This is a genomic window from Rhizobium sophoriradicis (assembly GCF_025200795.1).
In the GTDB taxonomy this organism is placed as follows: domain Bacteria; phylum Pseudomonadota; class Alphaproteobacteria; order Rhizobiales; family Rhizobiaceae; genus Rhizobium; species Rhizobium sophoriradicis.
Genome location: NZ_CP104152.1, coordinates 2,303,745 through 2,329,441, shown reverse-complemented (window position 1 = coordinate 2,329,441; position 25,697 = coordinate 2,303,745). Strand labels below are relative to the sequence as shown.

24 protein-coding genes and 2 pseudogenes are annotated in these 25,697 nt (G+C 59.0%); 12 read left to right on the top strand and 14 right to left on the bottom strand.

Annotation, left to right across the window (positions count from 1 at the left end; all coding sequences use genetic code 11):
- Positions 1-70 precede the first annotated feature (70 nt).
- The 4 genes from N2597_RS11640 to N2597_RS11625 all read left to right on the top strand — a co-directional run bounded on the left by N2597_RS11640 (position 71) and on the right by N2597_RS11625 (position 4,941).
- Positions 71-1,135 (top strand): sensor histidine kinase, encoded by a 1,065-nt coding sequence (locus N2597_RS11640; protein WP_038689563.1) that lies wholly within the window; start codon positions 71-73, stop codon positions 1,133-1,135.
- 223 nt (positions 1,136-1,358) lie between these two features.
- On the top strand, positions 1,359-1,910 hold the full coding sequence (locus N2597_RS11635; protein WP_183599773.1) for a DUF924 family protein: 552 nt from the start codon (positions 1,359-1,361) through the stop codon (positions 1,908-1,910).
- Positions 1,911-2,036: 126 nt separating this feature from the next.
- The gene (locus N2597_RS11630) at positions 2,037-4,562 is read left to right on the top strand and encodes a mechanosensitive ion channel family protein (RefSeq protein ID WP_183599771.1); all 2,526 of its coding nucleotides are present in this window, start codon (positions 2,037-2,039) and stop codon (positions 4,560-4,562) included.
- Between the two features lie 112 nt (positions 4,563-4,674).
- Complete coding sequence (locus tag N2597_RS11625) at positions 4,675-4,941, top strand: hypothetical protein (protein WP_038689555.1); 267 nt, start codon at positions 4,675-4,677, stop codon at positions 4,939-4,941.
- Between the two features lie 18 nt (positions 4,942-4,959).
- Here the strand turns inward: N2597_RS11625 and arsK are convergent, their stop codons facing one another.
- The 6 genes from arsK to N2597_RS11595 are packed head-to-tail and all read right to left on the bottom strand — an operon-like array spanning position 4,960 to position 8,894.
- The gene (gene arsK, locus N2597_RS11620; RefSeq protein WP_183599769.1) at positions 4,960-6,195 is read right to left on the bottom strand and encodes an arsenite efflux MFS transporter ArsK; all 1,236 of its coding nucleotides are present in this window, start codon (positions 6,193-6,195) and stop codon (positions 4,960-4,962) included.
- Positions 6,192-6,917: an arsenical resistance protein ArsH gene (gene arsH / locus N2597_RS11615; protein WP_039620443.1), complete on the bottom strand. Its 726-nt coding sequence runs from the start codon at positions 6,915-6,917 to the stop codon at positions 6,192-6,194. Before arsH ends, arsK begins: the two co-directional genes overlap by 4 nt.
- On the bottom strand, positions 6,892-7,314 hold the full coding sequence (gene arsC, locus N2597_RS11610; protein WP_183599767.1) for an arsenate reductase (glutaredoxin): 423 nt from the start codon (positions 7,312-7,314) through the stop codon (positions 6,892-6,894). The genes arsH and arsC overlap by 26 nt, the downstream gene beginning before the upstream one ends.
- A complete protein-coding gene (locus N2597_RS11605) occupies positions 7,311-8,012 on the bottom strand; it encodes an aquaporin (protein ID WP_183599765.1) in 702 nt (233 codons plus the stop codon). Before N2597_RS11605 ends, arsC begins: the two co-directional genes overlap by 4 nt.
- The gene (locus N2597_RS11600; protein ID WP_096761901.1) at positions 7,999-8,541 is read right to left on the bottom strand and encodes an arsenate reductase ArsC; all 543 of its coding nucleotides are present in this window, start codon (positions 8,539-8,541) and stop codon (positions 7,999-8,001) included. Before N2597_RS11600 ends, N2597_RS11605 begins: the two co-directional genes overlap by 14 nt.
- The gene (locus N2597_RS11595) at positions 8,538-8,894 is read right to left on the bottom strand and encodes an ArsR/SmtB family transcription factor (protein ID WP_009996912.1); all 357 of its coding nucleotides are present in this window, start codon (positions 8,892-8,894) and stop codon (positions 8,538-8,540) included. The genes N2597_RS11600 and N2597_RS11595 overlap by 4 nt, the downstream gene beginning before the upstream one ends.
- Positions 8,895-8,936: 42 nt before the next feature.
- Here N2597_RS11595 and N2597_RS11590 point away from each other — a divergent pair, with 42 nt between their 5' ends.
- Complete coding sequence (locus N2597_RS11590) at positions 8,937-9,461, top strand: DUF6428 family protein (RefSeq protein ID WP_106796694.1); 525 nt, start codon at positions 8,937-8,939, stop codon at positions 9,459-9,461.
- Between the two features lie 86 nt (positions 9,462-9,547).
- Here the strand turns inward: N2597_RS11590 and N2597_RS11585 are convergent.
- Positions 9,548-10,532, bottom strand: a pseudogene (locus N2597_RS11585) (squalene cyclase).
- Positions 10,533-10,979: 447 nt separating this feature from the next.
- On the opposite strand from N2597_RS11585, the gene N2597_RS11580 reads away from it, so the two are divergent.
- Both N2597_RS11580 and N2597_RS11575 read left to right on the top strand, forming a co-directional pair.
- Positions 10,980-11,810, top strand: a complete 831-nt coding sequence (locus tag N2597_RS11580) for a response regulator (protein ID WP_039620428.1) — start codon at positions 10,980-10,982, stop codon at positions 11,808-11,810.
- A gap of 186 nt (positions 11,811-11,996) precedes the next feature.
- On the top strand, positions 11,997-13,328 hold the full coding sequence (locus N2597_RS11575; protein WP_039620426.1) for a diguanylate cyclase: 1,332 nt from the start codon (positions 11,997-11,999) through the stop codon (positions 13,326-13,328).
- 65 nt (positions 13,329-13,393) lie between these two features.
- On the opposite strand, the gene N2597_RS11570 is transcribed toward N2597_RS11575, so the two are convergent.
- From N2597_RS11570 to N2597_RS11555, 4 genes are all read right to left on the bottom strand, one after another.
- Complete coding sequence (locus N2597_RS11570; RefSeq protein WP_010059399.1) at positions 13,394-14,413, bottom strand: GlxA family transcriptional regulator; 1,020 nt, start codon at positions 14,411-14,413, stop codon at positions 13,394-13,396.
- 294 nt (positions 14,414-14,707) lie between these two features.
- The gene (locus N2597_RS11565; protein ID WP_010034163.1) at positions 14,708-14,908 is read right to left on the bottom strand and encodes a hypothetical protein; all 201 of its coding nucleotides are present in this window, start codon (positions 14,906-14,908) and stop codon (positions 14,708-14,710) included.
- 454 nt (positions 14,909-15,362) lie between these two features.
- A complete protein-coding gene (locus N2597_RS11560; protein WP_183599761.1) occupies positions 15,363-15,656 on the bottom strand; it encodes a hypothetical protein in 294 nt (97 codons plus the stop codon).
- A 791-nt stretch (positions 15,657-16,447) separates the two neighbouring features.
- The gene (locus tag N2597_RS11555; protein WP_183599759.1) at positions 16,448-17,005 is read right to left on the bottom strand and encodes a hypothetical protein; all 558 of its coding nucleotides are present in this window, start codon (positions 17,003-17,005) and stop codon (positions 16,448-16,450) included.
- Between the two features lie 196 nt (positions 17,006-17,201).
- Between N2597_RS11555 and N2597_RS11550 the strand changes: the two genes are divergently transcribed.
- The 4 genes from N2597_RS11550 (at position 17,202) to N2597_RS11535 (ending at position 23,360) form a co-directional block, all read left to right on the top strand.
- Entirely contained in the window at positions 17,202-18,116 is a 915-nt protein-coding gene (locus tag N2597_RS11550) for a hypothetical protein (protein ID WP_183599757.1), read from the top strand.
- Positions 18,113-20,440, top strand: a complete 2,328-nt coding sequence (locus N2597_RS11545) for a TnsB C-terminal domain-containing protein (protein ID WP_183599755.1) — start codon at positions 18,113-18,115, stop codon at positions 20,438-20,440. The genes N2597_RS11550 and N2597_RS11545 overlap by 4 nt, the downstream gene beginning before the upstream one ends.
- A gap of 267 nt (positions 20,441-20,707) precedes the next feature.
- A complete protein-coding gene (locus tag N2597_RS11540; protein WP_225881483.1) occupies positions 20,708-21,520 on the top strand; it encodes a TniB family NTP-binding protein in 813 nt (270 codons plus the stop codon).
- Positions 21,513-23,360: a hypothetical protein gene (locus N2597_RS11535; protein WP_183599753.1), complete on the top strand. Its 1,848-nt coding sequence runs from the start codon at positions 21,513-21,515 to the stop codon at positions 23,358-23,360. The genes N2597_RS11540 and N2597_RS11535 overlap by 8 nt, the downstream gene beginning before the upstream one ends.
- Here N2597_RS11535 and N2597_RS11530 read toward each other — a convergent pair.
- Positions 23,319-23,840: a hypothetical protein gene (locus N2597_RS11530; RefSeq protein ID WP_210289377.1), complete on the bottom strand. Its 522-nt coding sequence runs from the start codon at positions 23,838-23,840 to the stop codon at positions 23,319-23,321. The genes N2597_RS11535 and N2597_RS11530 overlap by 42 nt on opposite strands.
- Positions 23,841-24,126: 286 nt before the next feature.
- Here N2597_RS11530 and N2597_RS11525 point away from each other — a divergent pair, with 286 nt between their 5' ends.
- The gene (locus N2597_RS11525; protein ID WP_183599749.1) at positions 24,127-24,543 is read left to right on the top strand and encodes a hypothetical protein; all 417 of its coding nucleotides are present in this window, start codon (positions 24,127-24,129) and stop codon (positions 24,541-24,543) included.
- 38 nt (positions 24,544-24,581) lie between these two features.
- Here N2597_RS11525 and N2597_RS11520 read toward each other — a convergent pair.
- A pseudogene (locus N2597_RS11520) lies at positions 24,582-24,827 on the bottom strand (L,D-transpeptidase); the annotation flags it as partial.
- A 38-nt stretch (positions 24,828-24,865) separates the two neighbouring features.
- Positions 24,866-25,687: a non-homologous end joining protein Ku gene (ku, locus tag N2597_RS11515; protein ID WP_183599747.1), complete on the bottom strand. Its 822-nt coding sequence runs from the start codon at positions 25,685-25,687 to the stop codon at positions 24,866-24,868.
- Between the last annotated feature and the right edge of the window lie 10 nt (positions 25,688-25,697).

The window sequence follows — 25,697 nt, the reverse complement described above, 5'->3', positions numbered from 1 at the left end:
CGACATTGCCATGCGGACGAGTCGGACGCTTGCGATCCATCGTCGCTGCGGGAGAACGCCGGGAGACGGAATGAGCAATTCTAGCGGCGATGCGGATGTCCTGATCCACATCCTCTATATCGACGATGACGAAGGGCTGGCATTGCTGATGCAGAAAAACCTGCTTCGGCGCGGCTTTTCGGTCGAGTGGGCTAAGAACGGCGCTGCCGGTCTGGCGAGACTTGGCGAAGGCGGAATCGATGCCGTCGTGCTCGATCATGTGCTGGCCGACGAAACCGGCCTCGACATTCTACCCTGCATCACGGCGATGCCGGATCATCCCCCGGTCATCTATGCGACGGGTTCGGACGATACCAGCATCGCGGTCGCGGCGCTGAAGGCGGGTGCCGACGACTACGTACTGAAGGGGATTTCGGCCGATTATTTCGATCTGCTCGCGGCTGCTCTCGAACAGGCATTGGAGCGGGCGCGTTTTCGCCGCGAGACAGCGCAGGCGCAGGAGGTGATCCGCCAGCAGCGCGATCTTGCCGAGATGCTGCTTGCCGAGGTCAATCACCGCATTGCCAACAGCCTCGGGCTGGTCGGCGCGCTAATCCGCATGCAATCCTCGATGACCAAGGACCAGGTGGCGATCGACGCGCTGCACGAAACGCAGATGCGCATCAATGCCATCGCCAGCGTGCACCGTCGGCTTTATACAAACCGGCAGGTCGGATCGGTGCAGCTTGATGAATATCTGAACAGCCTGCTGACCGAACTCGAAGCGTCTATGCGTGACGACAAGCGGCCGCACCGTATCATGCTGACTGCCGCACCCGTCAATCTGGCAACCGACAAGGTTATCACGCTCGGGCTGATCGTCAGCGAACTCGTCACCAATGCCTTCAAATATGCCTATCCGGACAGCGTGACGGGCGAGATCCGCGTCAGCGTCGACCAGATGGAAGAGGTGCTGAAGGTTATCGTCGAGGATGACGGTGCCGGGTTCGATCCGGAGAGCCCGGCAAGGGGAACGGGGCTCGGTACGCGTATTTTGACTGCCATGGCTGCAAGCTTGAAATCGGATTTCGCCTATGATCCCGGTCATGACGGGACGAGGGCGACGCTGGTGTTTTCGTTGCAGGAGGGGAAGTAGGACGTGTGGTGCAGGACGTGCCGTGAGGCCACCTCATCCGCCTGCCGGCACCTTCTCCCCGAGGGGAGAAGAGACTCGTGGCACCGTCTCGATTCCCCTTCTCCGCTTGGGGAGAGGTGCCCCGTAGGGCGGATGAGGGGGGCCTCACGGCACGGCGTTACCCTTTTTCCGCAATAGCTTACTGACATCGCATCATCAAACCTGACGCAAGGGGAGGACAGACATGACGACGATCCGCACGCCGCGTGAAGTCTATGATTTCTGGTTCGTTCGATGGGGCCGGGAGCTGTGGTTCCAGCCGCCGCCGGAACTCGACGAGGAGATCCGCGATGTTTTCCGCGATACCCATCTGGCGCTGGCCGCAGGCATCAGTGACGAGTGGCGGGCCGATCCGATATGCCGGCTGGCGGCGGTCATCGTGCTCGACCAGTTCCCCCGCAACATCTATCGCGGCACGCCGCTCGCCTTCGCAACTGACGGACTGGCGTTGCGGGAAGCCAAGCTCGCGCTTGCGGCCGGTGCCGACAAGGCGGTCGAGGTCGCCTGTCGCACCTTCTTCTACCTGCCGTTCGAACATGCCGAAAACCTCGACGAGCAGGAACGTTCGGTGGCCTTGTTCACGGCGCTTGGCGACGCGGAATATCTCGATTATGCCATCCGGCATCGCGACGTGATCGCCGCCTATGGCCGATTTCCGCACCGCAATGCTATCGTCGGACGGGAGGCGACGGCTGCGGAGCGCGACTATCTCTCCCGGCCCGGCGCCGGCTTCTGAGTGCTTGTCATGCAGATCTTTCAAGTTCGCTACGCGGCGTTTTAGGCATCTTCCGCCTTTCTGTCGCCTTTGTTTGCAATGAAAAGCTGACATTCTATCCTGACGACAACCTTCCCGGAGGCGCTTTTGCGGCTGAGAACGATCCTGCTTCGCACAATTCTTCTGATGACGCTGGCGTTTGCCGGGGCGCATTTCGAGAGTGCTGCAGCCTTGGCGCAGGAGCCGCAGACGCAGGCGGCGGCAGAGACGCCGATTGTCGATACGCCATCCGATCAGGCGGCGAAGGAACTCGAAAAGGCGAAAGTCCAGCTTGGTTCGCTTCAGGACAGCGTCAAGCAGAACGCCGATAATGACGATGCACTGGTCGGGATTGCGGCCAAGGCCGACGAACTCAGCCGCGCCGTCATCACTATCTCGGTCAATCTCAGGCCGCGTTTCGATCAGATCAAAAACCGCCTTGGCGAGATCGGCGATGCGCCGAAGGATGGACAGCCGCCCGAGGCTGAGATCGTTACTCAGGAACGCAATGCGCTTGCCGCCGAGCGTGCGCAGATCAATGCGGTGACAGGCGACGCCGAAAACCTGTCGATCGCGGTGACGAAGCTTGTCAACCAAATTATCGAGATGCGACGACGGCTTTTTGCCGATACGCTTTTCAGACGCACCGAAATCTCCGTCTCGGTGCTCGACGATGCCGCCGGCGCTTTCGTGCGCGAGGTCAGCGAATTCTCGCAGGCCCTGTCGAGCTGGGCCGCCTTCGTCTGGAAGTTCAAGCGCTTCCCGTTGTTTGCGGCGATCTTCCTGTCGCTCGCCTCGGCGCTCATTCTGCTCTCCGGCAGCTACCGGCTGTTTGGCGCATATCTGCGCCGCGATGAGGCGGTCGAGAACCCGTCCTATATCGGCCGGCTGTCGATTGCCTTCTGGTCGACGTTGATCCGCACCCTGGCGCTTGCGGTGCTGCTCGTCACCTCGTTCTTCTTCCTCAATAGTTTCAATGTGCTCAGGCCCGATATCGCACCCGTCATCGGCGCGCTGTTCGGCACGATCGGGCTCGTCTATTTCGTCGGCCGGTTCGTCAACGCCATCTTCGCGCCGCGCGAACCGCGTTGGCGGCTGGTGAAGCTTTCCAATCTCGGCGCCCGCTCGATCGGCTACTGCCTGCTGGCGATGGCTGTCGTCAACGGGCTCGACTATCTGTTCGGCACGGTCAGCGAGGCGATGGGTTCGCCACTGGTGCTGACGGTGGTCAGGAGCCTGATCGCTGCGCTCATCATTGGCGTGATCCTGATCGCTGCCTCCTTCGGCAAGCCGATACTGGCAAGAAGCGGCGATCCGGATGCGCCGGGCCGGCATTGGCCGCGCGGCATGGCGATCATCCTGCGCGTCGTGGGCGCCGGCCTCATCGTCGCGGCGCTCTCAGGCTATGTCGGGCTGGCGCGCTTCGTCGCGACGCAGCTCATCATCACGGGCGCAGTGGTCGCCACCATGTATGTCGGCCTGCTCTCAGGCAAGGCGATCTCGCGGCAGGAGAGCTTCGGCGATACCTTCTTCGCGCGCTTCCTGACGAGCCGCTTCAATCTCGGGCCGGTGGCGATCGACCAGGTCGGCTTGCTCGTCGGCCTTGCGATCTATGCGGTGGCGCTGCTCGTCGGCATCCCGCTGATCCTGCTGCTCTGGGGATTCCATGTGCAGGACCTGCAGCTGATCGCCTACCGGCTGTTTACCGAGGTCAAGCTTGGCGGCATCAGCATCTCGCTGCTCGGCATCTGTACCGGCATTCTGCTGTTTGCCGGCGTCTACCTGTTGACGCGCTGGTTGCAGCGCTGGCTCGACGGCAATGTCATGGCGCGAAGCCATGTCGATCTCGGCGTGCGCAATTCGGTCAAGACGGGCATCGGCTATCTCGGCGTCGGCATTGCGGCGATCATCGGCGTTTCGGCCGCCGGCATCGATCTGTCGAGCTTTGCGCTGGTTGCCTCGGCGCTCTCGGTCGGCATCGGTTTCGGCTTGCAGAACATCGTCTCCAACTTCGTCTCCGGCCTGATCCTGCTGGTGGAGCGGCCGTTCAAGGTCGGCGATCATGTGGTTTCCGGCACGGCCGAAGGCATCGTCAAGCGCATCTCGGTGCGCGCTACCGAGATCGAAACCTTCCGCAAGCAGTCGATCATCGTGCCGAATTCCGAGCTGATCAACGGCCTGGTCGGCAACTGGACGCACCGCAATAAGATCGGCCGCTCGGAAATTCCAGTTTCGGTCAGCTACGACGCCGATCCGCAGAAGGTGATGGACATCTTGCTGGAACTGACGGCCAAGGTTCCGCTCGTCATGCGCAATCCGGAACCGCATGTCGAATTCCTGCGCTTCGGCCCCTATTCGCTGGATTTCGAGCTGCGCTTCTTCCTCGCTGACATGGGCGACAGCATGACGGTGCGCAACAATCTGAGGATCGAGATCCTCCAGCGCTTCAAGGCCGAGGGCATCGAGATCCCGTTGCCGCAGAGCGATCTGACCATCCACCGCGAGGCGCCCGCGGCCATCGCGAACGAGGGCAGGGACGTCAGGCCCAGTTCCGCGGACGGGGCTGCCGGCGACGATGAACATCGGGTGCGACAGCTGCGTGGCCGCACCGCCGAGGCCAGTCTGAAGAGCTGAACGGCTCATTCAGCCATCATTCACAGGTCTATGTGCATGATCCCTCGCATCGGGATCGCTGCCGAGGGCAGCACCGATCGTTCGAGGGGAGGGCGCACCCGCGCCGCCGCACATGATGGCAAGATTTGCCGCCGTTCTGCTTATCCCGCTGCTTGCCGCGCCGGCGGCCCATGCGGCATCCGTCACCAACACCGATCCTGCAGCCGTGGTGCTCGTCATCACTGAGGGCGGCCAGCGCGTCGAGGTCGTCGTCGATGCCGGGGCTTCGGAAAATCTCTGCACTTCTGGCTGCTTCATGACGACGCCCGACGGTGACCGCATCGGCCTCGATGGCGGCGAGACGATCGACATCATCAAGGGCTCCGCCGTCGTTAAATAAGGCTGCGGCCCCGTGGGGCTACGGCCGTCCGCGCGCCAGTGCCGTTTGCGCCGGTGCGGACATCCGCATCAGCGGCCGGATGGCGAGGAATGCCGCCACGGCAGCGGCGCCGAGCGCGACAGTGATCGACAGCGACCAGGATACGCCAACATTGCCCATCAGGAAGGCCAGGGCGAAAGGCGCCGCCGAGGAGACGGCGAGGCGGGCCGACATCACTTTTCCCTGCCGCTGGCCATAACCTTCGCTTCCGAAGAGCGCCAAGGGCAGCGTTCCCTGCACGATGCTGCTGAGGCCGGAGCCGAGGCCGAAGATCACGGCGAAGACCACCGCGCCCGGAACGGACGGGGCGGTGAGGAGGAGAATGACAAGAGCCGCCAGCAGGAGCACGGCGGAGATGACGGCGAGCGTGAGCTGCGGCAGGCTGCCGCCGAAGACCATGTTGATGAAGCGGCTCAGCACCTGCGACGGGCCGAAAAGCGTGCCGACCATCACGGCCATGGCGCCGAGTCCGAGCGCCGACATCACGGGCACCATATGGACCAGAAGTGCCGCGTTGACGAAGCTTTCCAGCGCAAAGCCGGTCACCATCAGGATGAAGGCCGGCGTGCGCGCAGCGGCGGGAAGGCTGGGTTCGATATGCCTGGTCGCAGCGCTCTTCTCGCCCGTGCTGTTATGGCCCGCACTGCGCGCCAGCCAGGCATGAATGGGAAGGCAGACGAGCAGATTGATCGCGGCGAAGATGAGATAGACGCTCTGCCAGGAGAAGTGGGCATGCAGCGCCGTGGTGATCGGCCAGAAGATGGTCGAGGCGAAACCGCCGATCAGCGTGAGATAGGTGATGCTGCGCTTGGCCACCTGCGGCCTTATCTGAACCAGCAGGGCAAAGGCTGCGCCATATTGCACGAGATTCGACGCCGTCTCGACGGCGATCAGGGCGATGACGAAGGCGACCTTGCCGGGAGCAAAAGCGCAACCGGCAAGGGCGATTGCCGCAATCGCCGAGCCAAAGGTCATGATCCGGCCGGCGCCGAAGCGATCGATCCACTTGCCCATGGCGGGTGCCGCCAGGCCGCCGATCAGCAGCGCCGCCGACAGCGCGCCGAAGATCCATTCCGCCGACCAATCGAGCCCGCGCGCCATTTCGGGCGCCAGGATGCTGAAGCTGTAATAGAGGGTGCCGTAGCCAATGACCTGCGTCAGACCGAGCGCGAGGATGGCGGCAACCGGCGGCCGTTCGGAAGCGGCGGGGGTCATATGGATTTGAGACCCACACGTCGTTCAAGCTTGTCGGCTTCTTCCCTGCGCTCGCTGTAGCGGTCGGTGAGATAGGCCGAGGCGTCGCGCGTCAGCCATGTGAACTTCACCAGTTCCTCGCAGACGTCAACGACGCGGTCGTAATAGGATGACGGCTTCATGCGCCCGTCGCTGTCGAACTCCTGGAAAGCCTTTGCCACCGACGACTGGTTGGGAATGGTGATCATCCGCATCCACCGGCCGAGGATGCGCATCTGGTTCACGGCATTGAACGACTGCGATCCGCCCGATACCTGCATGACGGCGAGCGTCTTGCCTTGCGTCGGCCGGACCGAACCCACCGACAGCGGTATCCAGTCGATCTGCGCTTTCATTATCCCGCTCATTGCGCCGTGTCGCTCGGGGCTGACCCAGACCTGGCCTTCCGACCAGGCAGAGAGCTCGCGCAACTCCTGCACCTTCGGATGGGCGACCGGAGCTCCGTCGGGAAGGGGAAGACCTTCGGGATCAAAGATCCGCACCTCGCAGCCGAAGTGCTCGAGCAGCCGTGATGCCTCATGCGCCAGGAGGCGGCTGTAGGATACGGCCCTCAGCGAGCCGTAGAGGATGAGGATGCGCGGCTTGTGCGTCGAGAAGGGCGGCCGCAGGGCCTCCAGATCCGGCTGGTGAAGATGGGCCGGTGAAGTCGCTGGAAGGTCAGACAATGCGCTTGCCTTCGGCATCGAGCACCTTCTCGCCGTCTTCCTTGGTGAAGGGGCCCTTGTGCGTCTCCGGCAGGATTTCCAGGACCAGCTCGGAGGGGCGCGACAGGCGCGTGCCGAGCGGGGTGACGACGAAGGGCCGGTTGATCAGGATCGGCTGGGCGAGCATAGCGTCGAGCAGCTGATCGTCGCTCAGATCGGGATTGCCGAGGCCGAGTTCGGCGTAGGGCGTGTCCTTCTCGCGCAGGGCCTGGCGCACGGTCAGGCCGGCATCGGCGATCATCTTGACCAGCTCAGCACGCGATGGCGGGGTGTTGACGTATTCGATGATATCAGGCTCGATTCCGGCATTGCGGATCATCGCCAGCGTGTTGCGCGACGTGCCGCAAGCGGGATTGTGGTAGATGGTGACGTTCATAGTTTCGCCTCGGAGGATAGGGTTGATGACGATGATGCGGCTGGCTGCAGCAGCCAGGTGAACAGAAAGAAGGCTGCGACCGCACCTGATACTTCGGTAAGGCAGAAGCCCGGCAGGTCGACCGGGCGGATGCCCGAGAAAGTGTCGGTTAGGGAGCGGGCGAAGGCCACGGCCGGATTGGCAAACGAGGTCGAGGCGGTGAACCAGTAGGCGGCGGTGATGTAGAGTCCCACCAGCCATGGAACGGCTTTCTGCTCGAAGCGGATGCCGGCGAGAATGACCGCGACGAGGCCGAAGGTCGCAATCCCCTCGGAAAACCATTGCGCGCCGCCGGTGCGGACCTTGCTCGACAGTTCCAACAGCGGCAGGTTGAACATCAGATGGGCGCAGATCGTGCCGACCACGCCGCCGGCAAACTGCGCCAGCACGTAGCCGCCAAGGTCGCGTTTCGGCAGCGAGCCCGATATGGTGAAGATCAACGAGACGGCCGGGTTGAAATGGGCGCCGGAAATCGGCCCCAGCACGGTGATCAGCACCACCAGGATCGCGCCGGTCGCCAGCGTATTGCCAAGCAGAGCGAGGCCGACATCCGTAGTCAGCGATGTCGCCATGATGCCGGAGCCGACCACTGTTGCGACCAGCATGGCGGTGCCGAGCGCCTCAGCGACCAGTCGCCGCGATAGATCATATGGCGCCATCAGCCGGCTCCTGTCGGTTTGCCGTCGTGCCTTCCATCGCGCCGATCTGGCGCAGGTGCGCTTCCAGCGCCAGCTTGTCGATCGAGGCCAAGGGCAGGCTGAGGAAGGCCATGATCCTGTTTTTCAGGAAACGGGCGGCCTGGGCGAAGGCGCGGCCCTTCTCGACCTCGCTGCCCTCGACGGCGGCCGGATCCTCGACGCCCCAGTGAGCGGTCATCGGATGGCCGATCCAGACAGGGCAAGCTTCGCCGTGGGCGGTGTCGCAGACGGTGAAGATGAAATCCATCTGAGGTGCATCGGGCTTAGCGAATTCGTCCCAGCTCTTCGAGCGAAAGCCGGTTGCGGGATAACCCAACGCCTGCAGCTCCTTCAGCGCCAACGGGTTGACTTCGCCTCTCGGCTGGCTGCCGGCGGAGTAGGCCTTGAACCGGCCCTTGCCTTCGGTCTCGAGGATCGACTCGGCCAGGATCGAGCGCGAAGAATTGGCAGTGCAGAGAAAGAGCACATTGTAAACGCGATCTGTGGTCATTGCAGTTCCTCCTTGGTTGCAGGTGTACAGCATGCGGCGACGGCGGCGGCGGGCGCGCAGATCTCGGCGTTCCCTCCGCAGCAATCCTCCATCAGAAAACGGATCAGGCCGCCAAGCGCCTCATAATTGGCGGTGTAGATGATTGAGCGCGATTCACGCTGCTGGGCGATCAGCCCGGCTCGTTCCAGCTCCTTCAAGTGGAAGGAGACGTTGGACGGCGAAACCTCCGCCTTTTCGGCGATGGAGCCCGCCGCCATTCCGTCAGGACCCGAGACGACAAGCATGCGAATGATGTGGAGGCGGGTTTCCTGCGAAAGCGCTCCGAACGCGGCGAGGGCTTGACGTTGATCCATATTTCAATAATCCTTGAATCGTTGAAACAAGGATTAGCGCAGATGAACGCCATCGACAACAATAAAATCCAGGCGGAGGAGATCAGTCTCGGCCTGTTGCTTGATGCGCTCTCCGGCGACAAGGACGCGACGCTGGTTTTCCATTACGATGGCCGGCGGGTGAAGCCGGGCTATCATATCACCGAGGTCAAGGCGGGCCAATTCTCGGCGCTTGATTGCGGTGCCAATCCCGAGGCCTGGACTGAGATCTTCATCCAGCTCTGGGACATCGCCGAGGGTGAGCGCACGCATATGCCGGCCGGCAAATTCCTTGCGATCATTCGCAAGGTGACGGAGCATGTGCAGCTCGACGGTTCGGCCAAACTTACCTTCGAAGTCAGCGACGGCGTGCGGCCGATGCAGCTTTATTGCGCGGCAATGCCGATTTTGCGTGGCGGGGCCGTGCATGTCGATCTTTCGCCGCGGCCGGCAAGCTGCAAGCCGCGCGACCGCTGGCTCGCCGAGGAGACCAGAAAGGCTGCAGCTTGCTGCGGTCCGTCAGCGGCGGAGGGCGGCTGCTGCGCGTAGAGACCTGCGGGGATGGGGCAATGGTGGGCTGCGACGAATTGCTGCGCGCGGTCGAGGCGCATGCCTTGCTCTTGCTGGGCTTGGCGTCAGGCGTTGACTGAGGCGTGGGCATCCCACCATCGGAGCACCCGCATCGCCCGGAGCGTGATCCAGCGCGAGGGCTGACCTACTCCCTCGTCGATCTCGAACCAGACGCGCCCCGGCAGGGTCCAGTCGAGTGGCCATCTGCCGTCCTGAAGACGGCAGAAGCGAAGATGGGCGATCGCCTCGCCGAGGCAGCGGATCGGGGGCGGAGCCGGTCAGGAGGGCGCTTGACCGGAAATAATCGAGGGCGCGGAGGATGTCGTAGTGCCAGCGGTTCGGGTGCAGGAAGTGCAGGAAGCGTTCGTCGGCTGGCTCGCCGGTGCCGAGACGGCGGAAAAGGTCGCGCTTGAGCAGGAATTCCTCGCCCGTTCTACGCGCCTCCCGGGATTGCGGCGTACCACCGGTCGCTCGCTCGAACTCCAGCAGCCCTTCCAGCACGTTGATGGTGCTGGCAAAGGACGACCGAATGGAGCCGTTGCACCGTTCGCAATTCCAGCCGCCATCCTCGAGGCGCTCGCCGGTCAGCCTCTCGACAATGGAGGAGACGTCGATACCGAAATAGGCGCCGTCGGCAACGGTGCGGCCATTGATGCATTCCTCGACTTCGCCGTTCCAATAGGGCTGACCGCCTTCCTCCCAATGGGCATTGGCGCCGATCGATGCGACGGTGCGCCTGGCCCGCTCGCAGGCGGGATCGAGACCGAATTCCCGCAGTTGCGACAGCGAGAAATTTGTCGCCGTCCACGGCTGGCCGCGCTCCCGCCACTCGCGAGGGTCGAAACCGGCGGGAAGAAAGGCGCCGCCCGCCCATTGGCCGTCCTCGTCCTGGCAGGTAAGCAGCCTCGCGCCCCAGCCTTGCGTCTCCACCTTGGCCCGCTCGGCCATCCAGTCCGTCTCGGGGGCATCGATGAGATCGCACATCACCTGCCACCGGATTGCCGGGTCGGAATCGAGCAGCCATTCGATTTCCGGGTCGGGTTGGGTCATGAGCACATCCGCCCATAGGTGTGGGTCGATCACGCACTTATAATGGCTTCTGCGGAGCTTCGCCAGCCGGACGGGTTCAAGGCAGCTCTTGTCTCGCGGCGTTGCGACGCTCTATCGCCGCACCGGTCTACCTGGTTCCGGCCGTCGCATACGAGATCTGCCTTCGATCAGTCGGTAAGCAAATGCTTGCCATGCCGCGGCCCGACTGCGCCAAAGAGAGCACGGAGCTGAGATCAAGGTTCACGACCTATAACGTGACAATTGTCGGCGAAAGCCCGTTCGATGCGGACAACGCGGCGCTTGGCGCCTGATTTCTTAATCATATCTGCAAGAAAATCGCGGGCGGGTCCAGCTGGACGCTTCGCCGTCTCTCGCTGATTAATGATTAGTCAAATCAATTGATGTATCAGTTTGAGCCGGGGATGGATTTTACATTAAAGGTTTACCATGGCGTTTTTGGGTATTTCGGGGATGCAATATTCCGGAGAGATGTTTGCCGGCGCGCGCATTATTGTCGCGGAAGATTCAAACGTGTTCACCTCGATGATCAGCAAACGCCTCAAGGAGTTGTTCGACATTAATGTCGAGATCTGCCGCAACTTCGAGGATTTGCAGTTTTCCTACGACAAATCTTCCGATCCGATCACGCTGGCGATCTCGAACATCAATCTGCCGGGCGCCGAAAACGGCGAGGCGCTGGAATATCTGGTCGATCTCTCCATTCCCACCATCGTCTTTACCGGCACCTTCCATGAAAGCATGCGCGACAAGCTGATGGCCAAGGATATCGTCGACTATATCCTCAAGGACAATATATTCGCGGTCGATCTGCTGGCGGAGTCGATTTGCCGGTTCCTGACCAATCATCGCCACCATGTGCTGATCGTCGACGACAGCGCGACGGCGCGCGCCCTGCTGTCGAGCCGGCTGAAACGCTACAATTTCCGCGTCAGCGTCGCCGACAGCGGCGGCAAGGCATTGGAGATCCTGAAGGCCAACCGGGATATCGGCCTGATGATCACCGACTACAACATGCCCGACATTGACGGCTTCGAGCTGACACGGCGCATCCGCGCCAATATCGGCTCGCACGAGCTGCGCATCATCGGCGTTTCCTCCTCATCGAACCGGCTGCTTTCGGCGCGGTTCCTGAAAGCCGGCGGCAATGATTTCATGCTGCGCCCCTTCATTGACGAGGAGTTCTACTGCCGCGTCAACCAGAATCTCGATACGCTTTTGCAAATCCAGTCGATGCGCAAGGAGCGGGCGGTTGCCTGACGGCTCTCCTAGCTTGAGTATTGTCAGTGAGGCGAAGATGCAGGTCGGGGACCGGCATCGAGTTTTTGCAATTATAAGTAACAACATCATTTGTCCCCCTCACGCGCACAGGCCTCTCGGTTATCGTCCGCCCCGCCGGGGGGAGGGCCGAGTCGAGCCCGTGCGGCGCAGGGGGGAATAGCGGCTGTGGCCTTTCAAGCGGATTTTCAGCGGGATGGAATCGGGCTGCGCTCCGGCGGGCTCAAAATACTTCTGGTTGAAGATTCCCGGATGTTTTCCGCCGTGCTCTGTCACCGGTTCCAGACGGAACTTGGGCTTGCCGTCAAATCCTGCTCGTCGCTGAAAGCGCTTCGCCGGGAACTTGCCGAAGATGGTCATGGCTACACCATGGCCGTCGTCGACCTCAACCTGCCGGATTCGCCCTATGGCGAGGCGCTCGACTGCACGATCGAGCACGATATCCCGGCGATCGTCTTTACCGCCACGTTCGATCTCAACACGCGCAACAGGATCATGGAGCGCAATGTCATCGATTACGTGTTGAAGGACAATGAGTTCGCGCTCGACAATCTGGTCGCCACCGTCCGCCGGGCGATCTCCAACCGCAAGACGCGGGTCCTCGTCGTCGACGATGTCGTCTCGGCACGCCAGGTTCTCGTCGATCTCTTGAAGGCGCAGCAATATCTCGTCGTCGAGGCAAGCTCGGGGCTCGAGGCGCTGGCCGCTCTTGAAGCCTACAGCGACATCGAACTCGTCGTCACCGATCACCATATGCCCGATATGAGCGGTTACGAGCTGACGCGGCGCATCCGCCATCGCTTCGGTTCCGACAGGCTGCGCGTCATCGGAGTGTCTTCGTCCAACGACCGCATGCTGTCAGCCAGTTTCCTGAAGGCGGGGGCCAGCGACTTCCTCTACCGACCTTTTGTCGCAGAGGAGCTGCAATGCCGCATTGCCAATAATGCCGAGACGCTGGCGCAGATGCGGCAGCTGAGGGCGGCGGCCGCATGCGACTACCTGACCGGCCTCTACAATCGCCGCTACTTCTACGACAACGGCCCGAAGCTGGTGAACGAATGCCTGCGGCTGAAAGTGCCGAGTTCAGTCGCCATCCTCGATATCGACCATTTCAAGCGCCTGAACGATACCTACGGTCACGAGATCGGCGACAAGGTGCTGAAGGCGGTGGCGAACCGGCTGTTTACAATCTTCGAAGGCAGCGACAATCTTCTCTCGCGACTTGGCGGCGAAGAATTCGCCATCCTCTTCCCGCAGATGGATTCGGCCGCTGCGACCAAGCTGTGCGATGAGATCCGCTCGGATATATCGCGGTTGAAGGTCACCGCTGACGACGAGGACCTCGGCGTTACGATTTCGATCGGCATTGCCGAGATCGGCGGCTACGAGACTTTCGAGAATTATTTGAACGCCGCCGACCAATTCCTCTACATGGCCAAACACCGGGGCCGCAACCAGGTCTATTCCGACGCTAGGATGACGGAGGAGGCGGCGCAGTAGCGCCGCTCGACCCTGCTCGGCGCCACCTCGGCCACTGCCTACCCTCGTGGTGACGGCCTCTTATCTCAAGCCGCAACTGCCTGGCGCGCTGTCGCCATGGTCAACTTGCGCTCGGCGCGTTCCTGCTGCGGCGAGCGATGGTAGAGTTCGCGATAACACTTGGAGAAATGCGAGGCCGAGACGAAGCCGCAGGCGACGGCGACTTCGACGACGGGCATCGAGGATTGCACCAGCAGGTGGCGGGCGCGGTCGAGGCGGATTTCGAGATAGTAGCGGGCGGGCGAACGGCCCATCTCCTGGCGGAACAGCCGTTCGATCTGGCGCCGCGAGAGGCCGGCGCCGTCGGCGATCTCGATCAGCGACAGCGGCTCGGCGAGATTGCCTTCCATCAGCTCGATGATCGACAGCACCTTGGCATTCTGCACGCCGAGGCGGGCGCGCAGCGGCAGGCGCTGGCGGTCGTGCGGATTGCGCACACGATCGGTCAGGTGCTGTTCGCAGATGCGGTTGACGAGGCTTTCGCCGAAATCCTCGCCGACGAGGTTCAGCATCATGTCGAGCGAGGCGGTGCCGCCGGCGCAGGTATAAAGATTGCCGTCAATTTCGTAGAGATCGGCATAGACCTCCGCCTGCGGGAAGGCTTCGGAGAAGCCCGGCAGGTTTTCCCAGTGGATGGCGCAGCGCTTGCCGTTCAAGAGGCCGGCCTGGGCCAGCACATGTGCGCCCGTACAGAGGCTGCCGACGGCAACGCCGCGATTGTAGCATTCGCGCAGCCAGGCATTGACCGATTTGTTGTTGAACTCTTCGACATCGATGCCGGAACAGACGAGCACCATGCCCGGCCGGTTTTCGCCGCCGAGATGGCGGCGCTCCTCGGCGAGCGAGGAATTCGCCTCGACGCCGATGCCGCAGGAGGAATAGACCTTCTCCCCGTCGAGGGAGGCAAGCCGCCAGGTATAGGCCTGATAGCCGAGCATGCGATTGGCGATGCGCAAGGTGTCCACGGCGGCCGAGAAGGGCAGCATGGTGAATTGCGGTACCATAAAGAAGACCAGTGAACGCTTCTTGATCTGCATCCTGTTCATAGCGAAATCCATGCTCGAGGGACGATGACATATTCGTTGCGCGGAATGCGTCGCGCCGATGTCCTGAAAGCGACACTGGCATGGAAAAATGCGGCCGGGAAGAGCAAATATGCGACATTGACCGCGATTTGACCGGTCAAGTCGCAGGCGAGGGCGCCAGCGGGGCGGAGGAGAGCTCACAGCCAACCGAAATTCAGGGGCTGAAGTGGAATGGGGAACGAGATGGCGGACACGAAAAAGGCGGCGTTGCAAGATGCAGACGCCGCCCTCATCTCAGGAGGAATGTCGCATTCATTACATGGTCCGGTGTTTGCTGTCGTCGGTGCTCGGCCAGCCGATATCCTTGCGGACGTCGAACGGCATGGCTTCGATTTCGCGGGCAGTCTGCCAGCGGGTCCAGGCGAGCACGAGCTTGTGGGCATAATGGCCCAGATCGAAGCGGCCTTCGCTGGAGGTGAGGGTCTTGCCACCACCCCGATAGGTGAGCGTGGTCATTTTTCGGTTCCTTTCTTGAGCCGGGACATGGTCGCGATGGGAGGTTCGTCCTTGTCCATGCTGTTAATATGGGCTTCGCGAACCCATCATTCAAACGAATAGAGTTTATGGATAACATCAACGAATTTGAATGATCCCGGTGCGCGCTCCGGGGCGGTTTTGTCGCTAAAAGTGTAGAACCCAACTAAATGCGATTTTCGATCCAAAGGATTGCAATTCAAACCCAAAGCATTGCGATTTTTTGAATCGCTATCGTTGTAGGGCTTTAGGTAGTTCAGGTGGTTATCGCCGAGCCCCTACGTGACTTCCCGAGAAGGGATGTCGCTGACCAACTCAAGAAATTTGCGATTTTCCCCAAAGAATAGCGATTTTCATATTTTCGGTCTGAGGAGCTTCGATCAATCAAGTACCGGGGAGGGCCTGGTGCGGGTGCGCGTCGGTACTAGAGCTGAACTCAGAAGGTTACGTCGTACGTTTCGACCGAAGCGTTCACAAGCCGCATACCGGCGTACAATCGGCCAGGCTTGTCGCACTTGCTGAACTCCACAGCCCCAACAGAGATAGCGTCAAGAACTTGTTTCGATGCATAGTCTGCGGTTTGCAGCACGCGATTGATCACGTTCTCGCTCCCCGAGTCCGCGCTTGCGTAGATCAGCTGAACCCCAGCTGGGAGCAAGGATTGCTCAAAGACCGGTAGCGTTCGATCATTGAAGGCGGGGATATTGCCGAGATCGGAGTCGACAATCATCCCGATCCTAGTCCCTTGGGCAACGTGCCCCGCTGCGTAGAGCTGTTCCAGCGCTGCGATCCAACCCAGGTTTTTGATCTTGTCAGTCCTGAGGTCGATGAACTCCCAGCAAAAGGCACATCCAGCTTCCAGTAAGCTCTAGCGCCCGGAGGGGTGATGCCTCTTTGAAGGTCACTACCGCTGTCACTGACACGTTTCTAGTGTTGATAATGCGCGTGTTGGTATCGACGGCAACCAGGTAGTCGAAATTCTTCAACAAAGCCCGTTGAATTTCGAAGCTCAGCGTTGAGCTTTGCAGTGGAACCCGTGACAGGACTTTTGGCCCCTTCGGCCTTTCATAGCTCACCTGGGAGTAAACATTCGTCATCGGCTGTGACGCGACATGCAAGCCAATAATCCGATTCAAATTCGGTCGGGGAATACCGCTCTCGGAAATTATTGGTTCTCCCCCATCCCGCACCGTCCCCGTGCTGGAAATTTTCTCGGCCCCCAGCGGCGCGGCCTTTTTTAGGGGTGTGAATGCGAGGGTCCTAGACCGCTTGTCCCACAAATGAGCCAAGGAGATCGTCTCGTAATAGCCATGCCGCGAAAAGAATTCCTTGCCTTTAGCGCACGGATTACCTTGAGATGAAGGCCAAAAAACAAGGAAACGTATTTTGCCGATGGGAACGGGTTTTAGCGCCCGTAGTCGATTTATTTCCTTGCGTATCCAAAAATGTCAACATTTGTCACTTAAAGGAATTCCGTATCCAAGGCCATTTTTGGCTACGAATTATGTGCGGACTTTCTGCTCAGATTTCCTTGCGCTTCCGCCGAGTCCGATAGCGCTTAGGGCGTTCAACCGTAACGGTTATTGGCTCACCGGATATCCAGTAACCGTTATCGCGGTACACGAACTCCCCCTTTGCGTCGGTCAAAATTCTTCCCAGTCTTTTCGCCGGGGTGGGGTGGTCGATTTCGATGCCCAGCGCTTTAAGCCTGTCATAGATTTCGATCCGGCTCAGAGGATGCCCTTGATCCTTTAATATCCGGTAAGCCTGTTGCCGGACTTGCCACGCTTGCGTTTCAGGGCGCTCAATTCGCCTTTTTGCAAATTCTTGGGGCACATCTGGAAGCTCGTCGAGGTGGCTGGGACCGTCGCCGGGGTTCGCGCCAAGCATGCTGAGCGATCTCTTGGCGTCGCGGAGATGTTTCAGATCAAGCTCAACCTGCCGTGTCTCGGCTTCCAATCGTGCCATCTCAGCCCGAATCTCCTCGCGCCGCTTCTCCAGGGTTGCGACTTGACGATCAATCGGGGCCATCGCTGCATGTTGCGGTCTTCCCTGGGGCTGATTTGAAGATTGCTGCATGAGGGTCTTCCGTATCCTAGAGAATCGCTATAGGTACAAAGTGCGCTGTGATGCTCCCGTTGGTTGTCGCGAGCGGCGCTGTATTTGGTAGCCATTATCACGACTAAAGGATTCAGTCATCCGCTAGGGGCCGTTCAGCCCCTGTCGGAGCCTATTTCCTTGCGCCAATTCACAGGAATCTCACAAGGAGCTTCAAATGAAACACAGGTCTGACAACGTCTTCGACCCTTTCGCAGTGTTCTGTACCCAACGGAGCCCTGACTTCGACTTCGACCCAGCGGCGTACGACCAGAAGGACGATTACGTCCCCCAGGATGTTCGACCCAACATGCTGGACGTGGTCGCCAAGCTCTTTTGGGCTGAAAATGGCGGGCCAATCAGAACGATCATTGATGGGCGCAAGACCCGTCCGACGGGTACTTTTCACGCGCTTAAGGGTGGTGCGAGAGCTATGCCCTGGGAATCGAAGCTTGAACGCACCGCAATGTGCTTGGCCGACTTCTCAACTCGCGTCCACTATCTGCTAGCGCAGCCGCACCGACTTGAAATCTCCGTGCGCGGCAACAAGGGGCGGCCTCTGATCTACTTTCCCGACCTGCTCTTGCAGGTGCATCCTTCGTTCGTCGAGGACCTTCGCAGAGGAATGCCGTTCGCGCAGGCTGCATGCGTTTCAGCCAATCGTGATGTTCCGCCTCATCGACTGCAAAACCTGCTACTTGAAATTAAGGCTGACAAAGACCCGCGTGACGACGATCCGGCATATCAGCATAAGCTCAGCCTTGCTCAGGAACTCTATGACCGTCGCGGATTTGCGTTCTTCACGATTAGGCCGTCCGTGCATCTGAAAAAGCAGTTCACCGCAGTCGCGAGGCGTGCCGATCTCCACAAATATACTACGGTTGACGAGCGCGACTTCATGACGTGCCTTGCCCACTTTGCGGGAAGGGACACGGTTCCGCTTTCCTCGTTAGAGCAGGCATTTGGAAATGGTCCACTAGCGCAAGCGAAGGTGTTCGCCCTTCATTACCGGCGATTTATATCCATCGACCTTGCCGCCGGTACAAAAAGCAGTGCGCCAGTTCACCTAATCCAACAGGGGGCAGCGCGATGACCCTAGACATCTCCGTAGGTGATCAATACCAGTTCTGCAGCGGAACGGTCCGAGGTACTTTTGAGGTCGAAAGCGAAAACGCGGAAAACCTGATTTCTCTCAGAAGTCTGTCGGATGGACGAGAAGTTCATATCAAGGCGCTTGACCTGGCCGTGCTTCAAGCAAGAGGCGGCGCGGTTCGCACTAAGCGCCAAGGCGAGACAATACGCACCGTCACCGCCTTCGACATCCGAAGTCTGCACGAACCTCCCAGAAAGCATCTTACCAACAGGCAGTTGAAAGACTGGAAAATCAGGAGGGCTGATTTTGAGCGTGCAGCAACGCTTCTTTTTTACGTGCGAGCCTTTGATGCTGTACCTAGAACGAAGAAAAGCACGCAGGCGCTCGACGAATTTATTGGTGGCAGAGCCAGTGAGGCAAAAGCGGCCGGGCTCGAATGGACACCGTCTGCCAGTGCTGTCCGGAAAGCGTTGAAGAAGGGAGGGGAGAACAATCGCACGATTGCTCTCTATCTTCGCAAAAGGGGAAGCGCCAGGAAGCAATCGAAGTGGCCCCAATGGGTATACGAACTGGGGCAAGAGACGGTAGCCCATTACTGGGGTGATCCGGCTGTGCTCTTCACCCACGCCCACACCTATTTCGATGACAGGTTCTACGCAAAACGCGATAAGCTACTGAGCGCTCGTAGAGAGAAGAAAGGAGAAGGTTCCTCCAGCAGTTCTTCGGAGTCTGACGAAAACGCCGACTTGATGTTCGAGCCGCCCTGCAAGCAGACGCTCACCAATTGGATAAATGAAGCGCGGTGTCATGCAACGATAAAGTCGAAGTTCGGCATACGGCAGGCGAACCGAGAGCTGCGCGGTCGAGGCGAGAGCGTCACCGCGATTGCCCCACTGGAAATCATCGTATTGGATCAGACGCTGGGTGACGTCTGGGCGTGCGAAGAGGTTCAGGTTGATGGCACGATAGCAATCGTCCTGAAGCGACCTTGGCTAGTGTGGGCGATGGACTTGTTCTCGCGGATAAACGTCGGATTCATCATGACATTCGATCCGCCTTGTATCGCGACACTGATGGCTTGCTTGCGTGACGTCGTCAGCCCGAAAACAGCATTGATGGAGCGCTTTGGTTTCTCTAAGGGCGCTACCGATGGCTGGGGGAAGTTCAAAACTGTTATCCTCGACAACGCATTGGCCCATATTGGTGTAAGCCTCCAGCTGGTTGGTGACATCGTAGGATTCGAGGTCGACTACGCCCCGATTCGGACGCCAGAGTACAAACCCTGGATCGAACGCTTGGTTCGCACGATGAATGGTGCACTGCATGCTCTGCCAGGAGGTATTCCTTATCCGCCCGATGAGTTGGAGATTAGGGGTATCGATCCACAAAAGAGCGCTGCGTTGACCCTCGACTCGATCCGAGACCTTATGGATCACAAGATCATCGAATATAACCTCGATGAGCACGATGGCATTGGTATGGCTCCTGCTCGCAAGTGGACCGAAGGCGTCGCCGAGTTTGGTCGTCTTTCTGTCGATGACGCTCGCTCGTTCAAACTCGTCCTGGGGCGCTATGAGACCCGGACGCTCGACGCGGAAGGCATTCTTCTCAATGGCCACACCTTCCATGATCAAGGGATCACCTCGATGCTGCTTGATCACATGGCACGATTCCATCGTGAAAGGCGGGAGCGGAAGCCGGGTCAGACCGCATCGTTCCGTGTGCACCTCTTCTTTGATGACATGGATTGCTCTTCGATCTCGGTCATTGACGAGTTGACCAACGAGATCGTGGAACTTCCGAACAGCGATCCATTCTATGCCGAAAAGCCGGTGTCTTTTGCGTTCTCCAAGGGTGAGCGAGAGTATCAGGCCAAGCTCAACAAAAACTTCCACACGCGGGAAGAGAAGGCCAAGGCTCGTCGCGAATACACAAAGGAGCTTGAGGCGAAACTCGCGAACGACAATCACGCTGAAGCGAAGCGAACCATTCGCGTGCTGCAGGGGCGTGAGAAGCCGCAACTAGCCCCGGGAAGCCAGATCATCGACGTCAAAATCAAGCCTTCGATCAGTGGGATGCCGGTCGCCGAAGCGGTTCCGGTGTCGATGCCGTTCACCGAGCGAGCGGAAGTTCTGACTGCACCAAAAGGCCGTAAACCCAAAAAGCGGCCGAAAACCCGCAAGGACGCGGCAGTTGCGGAAGTGGCGAACGATCAGGCAAAACCTCACGAGCGCGAGGCAGCGTGCGTCGATTGGGCCGCTCAACCAGATGTCGACGAAAGCGAAGCTGCGCTCGACGAGCTGGCGCGTCGCTACGGCTTCTAACTTGGCGGGGACAAGCTGTCCGCTTGTCCCCCGTTCAGCAAATCCCGACATTGAGGAGACCAACGTGCACATCACGTCCCCTGTTGATGATCTCGAACACCTGTTCAAAAATATGCGAATTGAGCATTCTTTCATGAGCGAGGCACACAAGACCTTCGACGCGCTTCGTAACGCCAGGCGTCGGATAATGGAAGGTCCAGCCTTGCAAAAGAGGCAAGGTGCGCGACGCTATTTGCCGATACCCAGAGTGGCAAAACAACGGTCGTGATGGCCTATCTGGAACGAACTATTGTCGACTACTGCTACGAAACCGGGCTGTTCGAGAGGGACACACCGCGAGTTGCCGTCGCACTACTGCAGAGAGTGGTCGTGCATATCTCCGTCTCAGGTACCTCGACCCTTATGTCGCTTCTTGAAGACATACTCAGGGCCTACCACGACCCCTGCCCAGAAACTGGCAATCTAGGGAACAAAAAGCACCGCGTTCTCACCTACATCAATGAATTTCGGACGGAGCTGTTGATCTTTGACGAGATGAATCATCTCAGAATTGGTGCGGCTTCCATCAATGCAAGGTCGGAGGCTACCAGGGTGCACAACACGCTGAAGGATTTTCTCCTTGGTGGCTGCCCGGTCGTTTTTGTGGGAACCAGCGAAGCGAGGAAGAAGGTCTTCCTCGACAAACAGATACGCGCCAGATGCCTCAAACAGCTCTTCCTGGGCCCCTTGAACTTTAGGAACCCGAAGCATCGCAACGCGTTCGGCGAGTTTGTTGGTCTCATCGGCCTGCATCTACAGCGTTCGGGGTTATTGGCCGAACGCTCTAACTTCATCAGTAAGGAGGTGTCCGCGCGACTTTTCGTCGCTTGTGGGGGCTATCTCGGCCATGCGGCAAACTTGATCGAGCGAGCCGCTCTTTATGCAATTGAGGACGGTGCAGCGCGGGTCGAGTTCGACCACTTACGGGCGGCGGCCGACGATTATACCGTATTCAACGAGCTTGCGACCAATAATCCGTTTGATAAAGCAGATCGGGGGAGCCAGGCTGCACCTGCGACGGGAGCGGCGGCTCATGACTGAGTTGTTGGAGCGCCCCGAAGCTGAGATTGCCCACATTGTTGGACTGGCCGCCAGTGTTGGCCGTACTTTAGCCGTGCCAGTCGATCTGGAGGCTGGCGAACACCTGCGGGACGCTGCATTCCGAGCGGTGAGCCGTAACGGATTCTCAGACAGTTCTGTCGTTCTGAATTTGGCGAAGTCGAAGTCTTTTAAGAGCTTGGCCGCACTCCATGGCGCGGCGGCCGACGATATAAGCCGCCTGATTGACGCCCTTGGTATCCGGAAGGATGCTGATGCCGTAAAGCAGTTTCTAACGGAAACCGCTGGAAGCAGTCGGGATTGGGTTGAGTTTTTTGGTGTCAATTTGCGCCGTGGGCACCTGACCAGTCGACGTCGTGTTTCGCCAACGTCACTTCGCAAATACGGAAAGCAGAAGGCGATGTGGTCACTGCAGCCCTTCAATTTTGATGTTGCAACGCGGGAGCGCTTACTCGACCACTGCCCAGTTTGCCAGGAGCAACTCGGCTGGTCACGAAGCTTTGGCGTGGAATTCTGTGATCGATGCCCGAGCGCTCAGAACTGCTTCGAGGGGGCTGTCGACCTGCGAGACTTTCCGCAGCCACTTGTTGGTGCAGGAGATGATGCAGCTCTGCAATTCGTCACAGACATCATTGACCCTGAGGTCGCTCACTGTCGTTCCGCTCGCACGTTGCATCCTGACTTTACTGACGTCGGGCGAGGGGAACTATTCCAATTGGCGATTCAGATTGCCGGTCGGTTGGACAAGACTCCGCCAGGCTGGGGTGATTGCTTAACTGTCAGTTCCATCGAGCGGGCTGGGCGAGCGATAATGGAATGGCCAAATGGCTTCGACTTACTGGCAGAAAGCCATGATGCTGCTTCACGAGAGGAAGCTGAACTAGGTGTCGGATTTGAAAGACTTCACGTTGATCGAACGCTCTCTGCTCAAGTTCGAAGGATTTTGAAGCAGCGTTTCGAAAAAAGGCTCCGGAAGCGCGTTGCGAGGAAAATTGACTGGTCATCACCTTTGGCTGGGACACGACCTGGTCGCACATTGAAGCACAGCCGAGGCGAACTGAAACGGCTGGCCAGCAGCCCGACTGATGTCTCGCCAATCGACGCGGCGGTTCTGCTGCTGCGGAATTCGCCACATGCTCGGAGCATCGCCGCAGAACTGGGGCTTCCACTCCCATTTCTGGTTGACCTCTTCGATGCAGGTATGTTGCCAGAGCTGGGTGCGCTACTGAAGGAGGTGAGGGGGAGTTGTACAGGTCATTGGGGGTCGTCCGTACACGATCAACTGTCAAGAACCACAAGTTCTGCCGCGACAGACAACATGTTACCCCTCTGGCCAATGTGCTTCGCGCTGACGCATTTAACCGGTCCACATTGGGTTCGCATATTCCAGGCGATTGTCGATGGAGACCTTCAGACGGCGAGATGGCGGCCATCAGGACCGGCGCTGGTTAAACAGCTGCGTTGCGAAGACATCGGCGCTCTCTCGCGTGTGCTTAACTCCGGCATTTGCACATCCTACACAGACGAGGTGCCTCTGACACAGTGCGATGCCTCATTCGCGTTGGGCCGATCACGAATGACCATCCACAACCTGGTCAACAATGAGATGCTGCCCTCAAATCCGACCGGACTCGACATTTGTGAGCTGCGGCGGAAGTGGATGTTCTTAGCCGAGATCAGCGATCTCGCTTCTCTTGACGGAAAGGACGTCTCAAACCTTCGCCAAGTGCTCGGAGCTTCCAAGGTAGCTCGCATCTCTATAGGAGATACGACGCTCTGGTCACGTCTTGGTGTTCGAGAATGTTTGTCCATCGGCAATTGAGGATTCCGCCCGGCGGTCAACAGAAGCGTGCGGCTCTCCCGGCGGTGTAGTTTGTCCTCTCACCGTTTGCGGGTTCGAAGACATGGCGTTCATAAGGGTGGCATAGGTTGACCGGAATCGCGCTTCCCAGTCACTTCCCCACACTGAAACCGTTGCTTCATGAAGGTCTTCGCCATTCAATGCATCATGCCACGGAGAAGTCGTGGCAATGAAGACGGCTTGGTTGAAGTCCTCAAACTGATCGGCTGTTATGTCGATGATCAACTCGCCGTCTGAAAGCCAGACGTGGGATGCATCACCACGTCGGCCGCAGATGTATCGGTATGGGCCAAAGCCATGCCAGGTTAGGTGATGCGCCAGAAGAATTGAAGCGTCTCCACATGCGCCGTTGGGGAATGTTTGAAGTGTTAGACCATCGTCGCGGTGATAGTGTTCGAGCCGTTTTCGGAAGTCCCTGACGATTGTTGTCGATTGATCCATAGTGAACGATTTGATCGACCTAAATTCAAAGAGCAAGCGTTCACTTTAAAAAATTAGGAAAAACCGGCGCGAATGCGTGACGAAACGCAGTTTTTCTGTGGATGCGAATGGCGTGCGGATCGAGACACACGGTATCGATTGTATGATTGCAGCGTCTTTTGGAGAGATCACAAATGGCCAGCAGTTACGCAGAATGGAAGCTTCGAGCTTCGGAAATTGATGCTGCGATCACTCAGATCGGTGCCTCGCTTCTTTCAATTAGGAAACTTGTTGAATCCGCCCAGGAATGGCAAAGTTGCACCGCAGGTCGCAGAATACATTGATCGGCTTTCTAGCAAGCTTTTCGGCATCATCGAAGAAGACACCCACTTCAAATATCCTAAATTTTGAGAACTTGATTGAAGGCATGCCCGAGTGGTGGCGCGTGCAGTCTAGCGCCACCGAGTTTGAGGACCAGTTTTCTACAGGCCAAATGACAGATGACGAAGCCGTCCTAGCTCTTCTCGTATTGGGCGTTGACTTCCGTGATGAACGGGGAGACCCGCTCCGCTGCACCAAGTTTCTATGCCGACAGGTAGAAGGTGGTGCTGTCGGGAAGGTGATGGGACATCTCCCAGATGTTGAGGAGCTGGGTTTGAAAAGTTGGGAGAGCAAGCTTCAAAAGGAAGCGCAGCTTCACTTAGCCCGCAAGGGTAGGTCGTAGCTACTAGCTGGTCCACGCGAGCGGAGCGCCCGATCCCCTTAACGCTTCACGATTATTCGGGTTCCTGGCTGCACCATCTCATAAAGCTCCTCGACGTCCTCGCGATACGTCCGAAAGCATCCGCTCGACGCGTTGGTTCCGATGGAGGAGAGTTCATTGGTCCCGTGTGTGCGTAGCAGCCCGTCGGCAAGGTAAATCGCTCGCGTGCCCAACGGGTTGTGTGGGCCTGGTTTCACGACTGCCGGAAGCCTTGGGTTCTTCTGGCGCATGCTGGCCGTCGGACGGTCATTTCATATGGCTCACGAGACCAGAAAGCTTGGGACTATCCCTTGCTTTGTTTCCGACCTGTAAGCTCGGCCTCCATGCTTTTGCGCAGCGTGTCCATGATGTTGACGACGTTGGATGAAGGTTCCTTCGTCCCGCTGGTCGAGCCCTTTGATTTCCTCCTGGGTGTGAGTGCCTTTTTCTTCTCGGCGATGATCTTCAGCAGGCTTTCCTGGATCGCATCAGTAACCATGGTTGGAGACCACTTCTTCGTCCTCTGTTTGATGAGCTGCTGGACAAGCGGAACAAGGTCCGGGTCCGCGTCCTCATCGATGTCTTCAAAATAGCTTTCCTCCGGCCGAACCTCGTCGCCGAACCGCAGCGTCCAAAGAACGATGCCTTCGCCACGGGGTTCGAGTACGACCGCCCGCTCGCGGCGGCCAATAACCAAGCGGGAAACTCCCAGCACATTGTCAGCCGCCATGGCGTCGCGGATGACCGCAAAGGCCTCCTGACCGACCGGATCATCGGGCATCAGATAATGGGGCTTCTCAAAGTAGACCCATTCGATGCTGTCTCGCGGGACGAACTTTTCGATATCGATTGTCCGAACCGTTTCCAGCGCCACGGCGTCGAGATCGTCATCCGTCAGGATAATGTAATCGTTCTCGCCGCGAGCGTAGCCCTTGGCTTCGTTTTCGTCCTTTACCGGCTTACCGGTGACGGAATCGACATATTGGGAGACGACACGATTGCCCGTCTCCTTGTTCAGGGTGTGGAAGCGAACCTTCTCGCTCTCGCTTGTCGCGGGAGACATCGCCACAGGGCAGGTGACCAGCGAAAGTTTGAGGTAGCCCTTCCAGTAGGGACGCGGGGCCATAGCCGTCCTC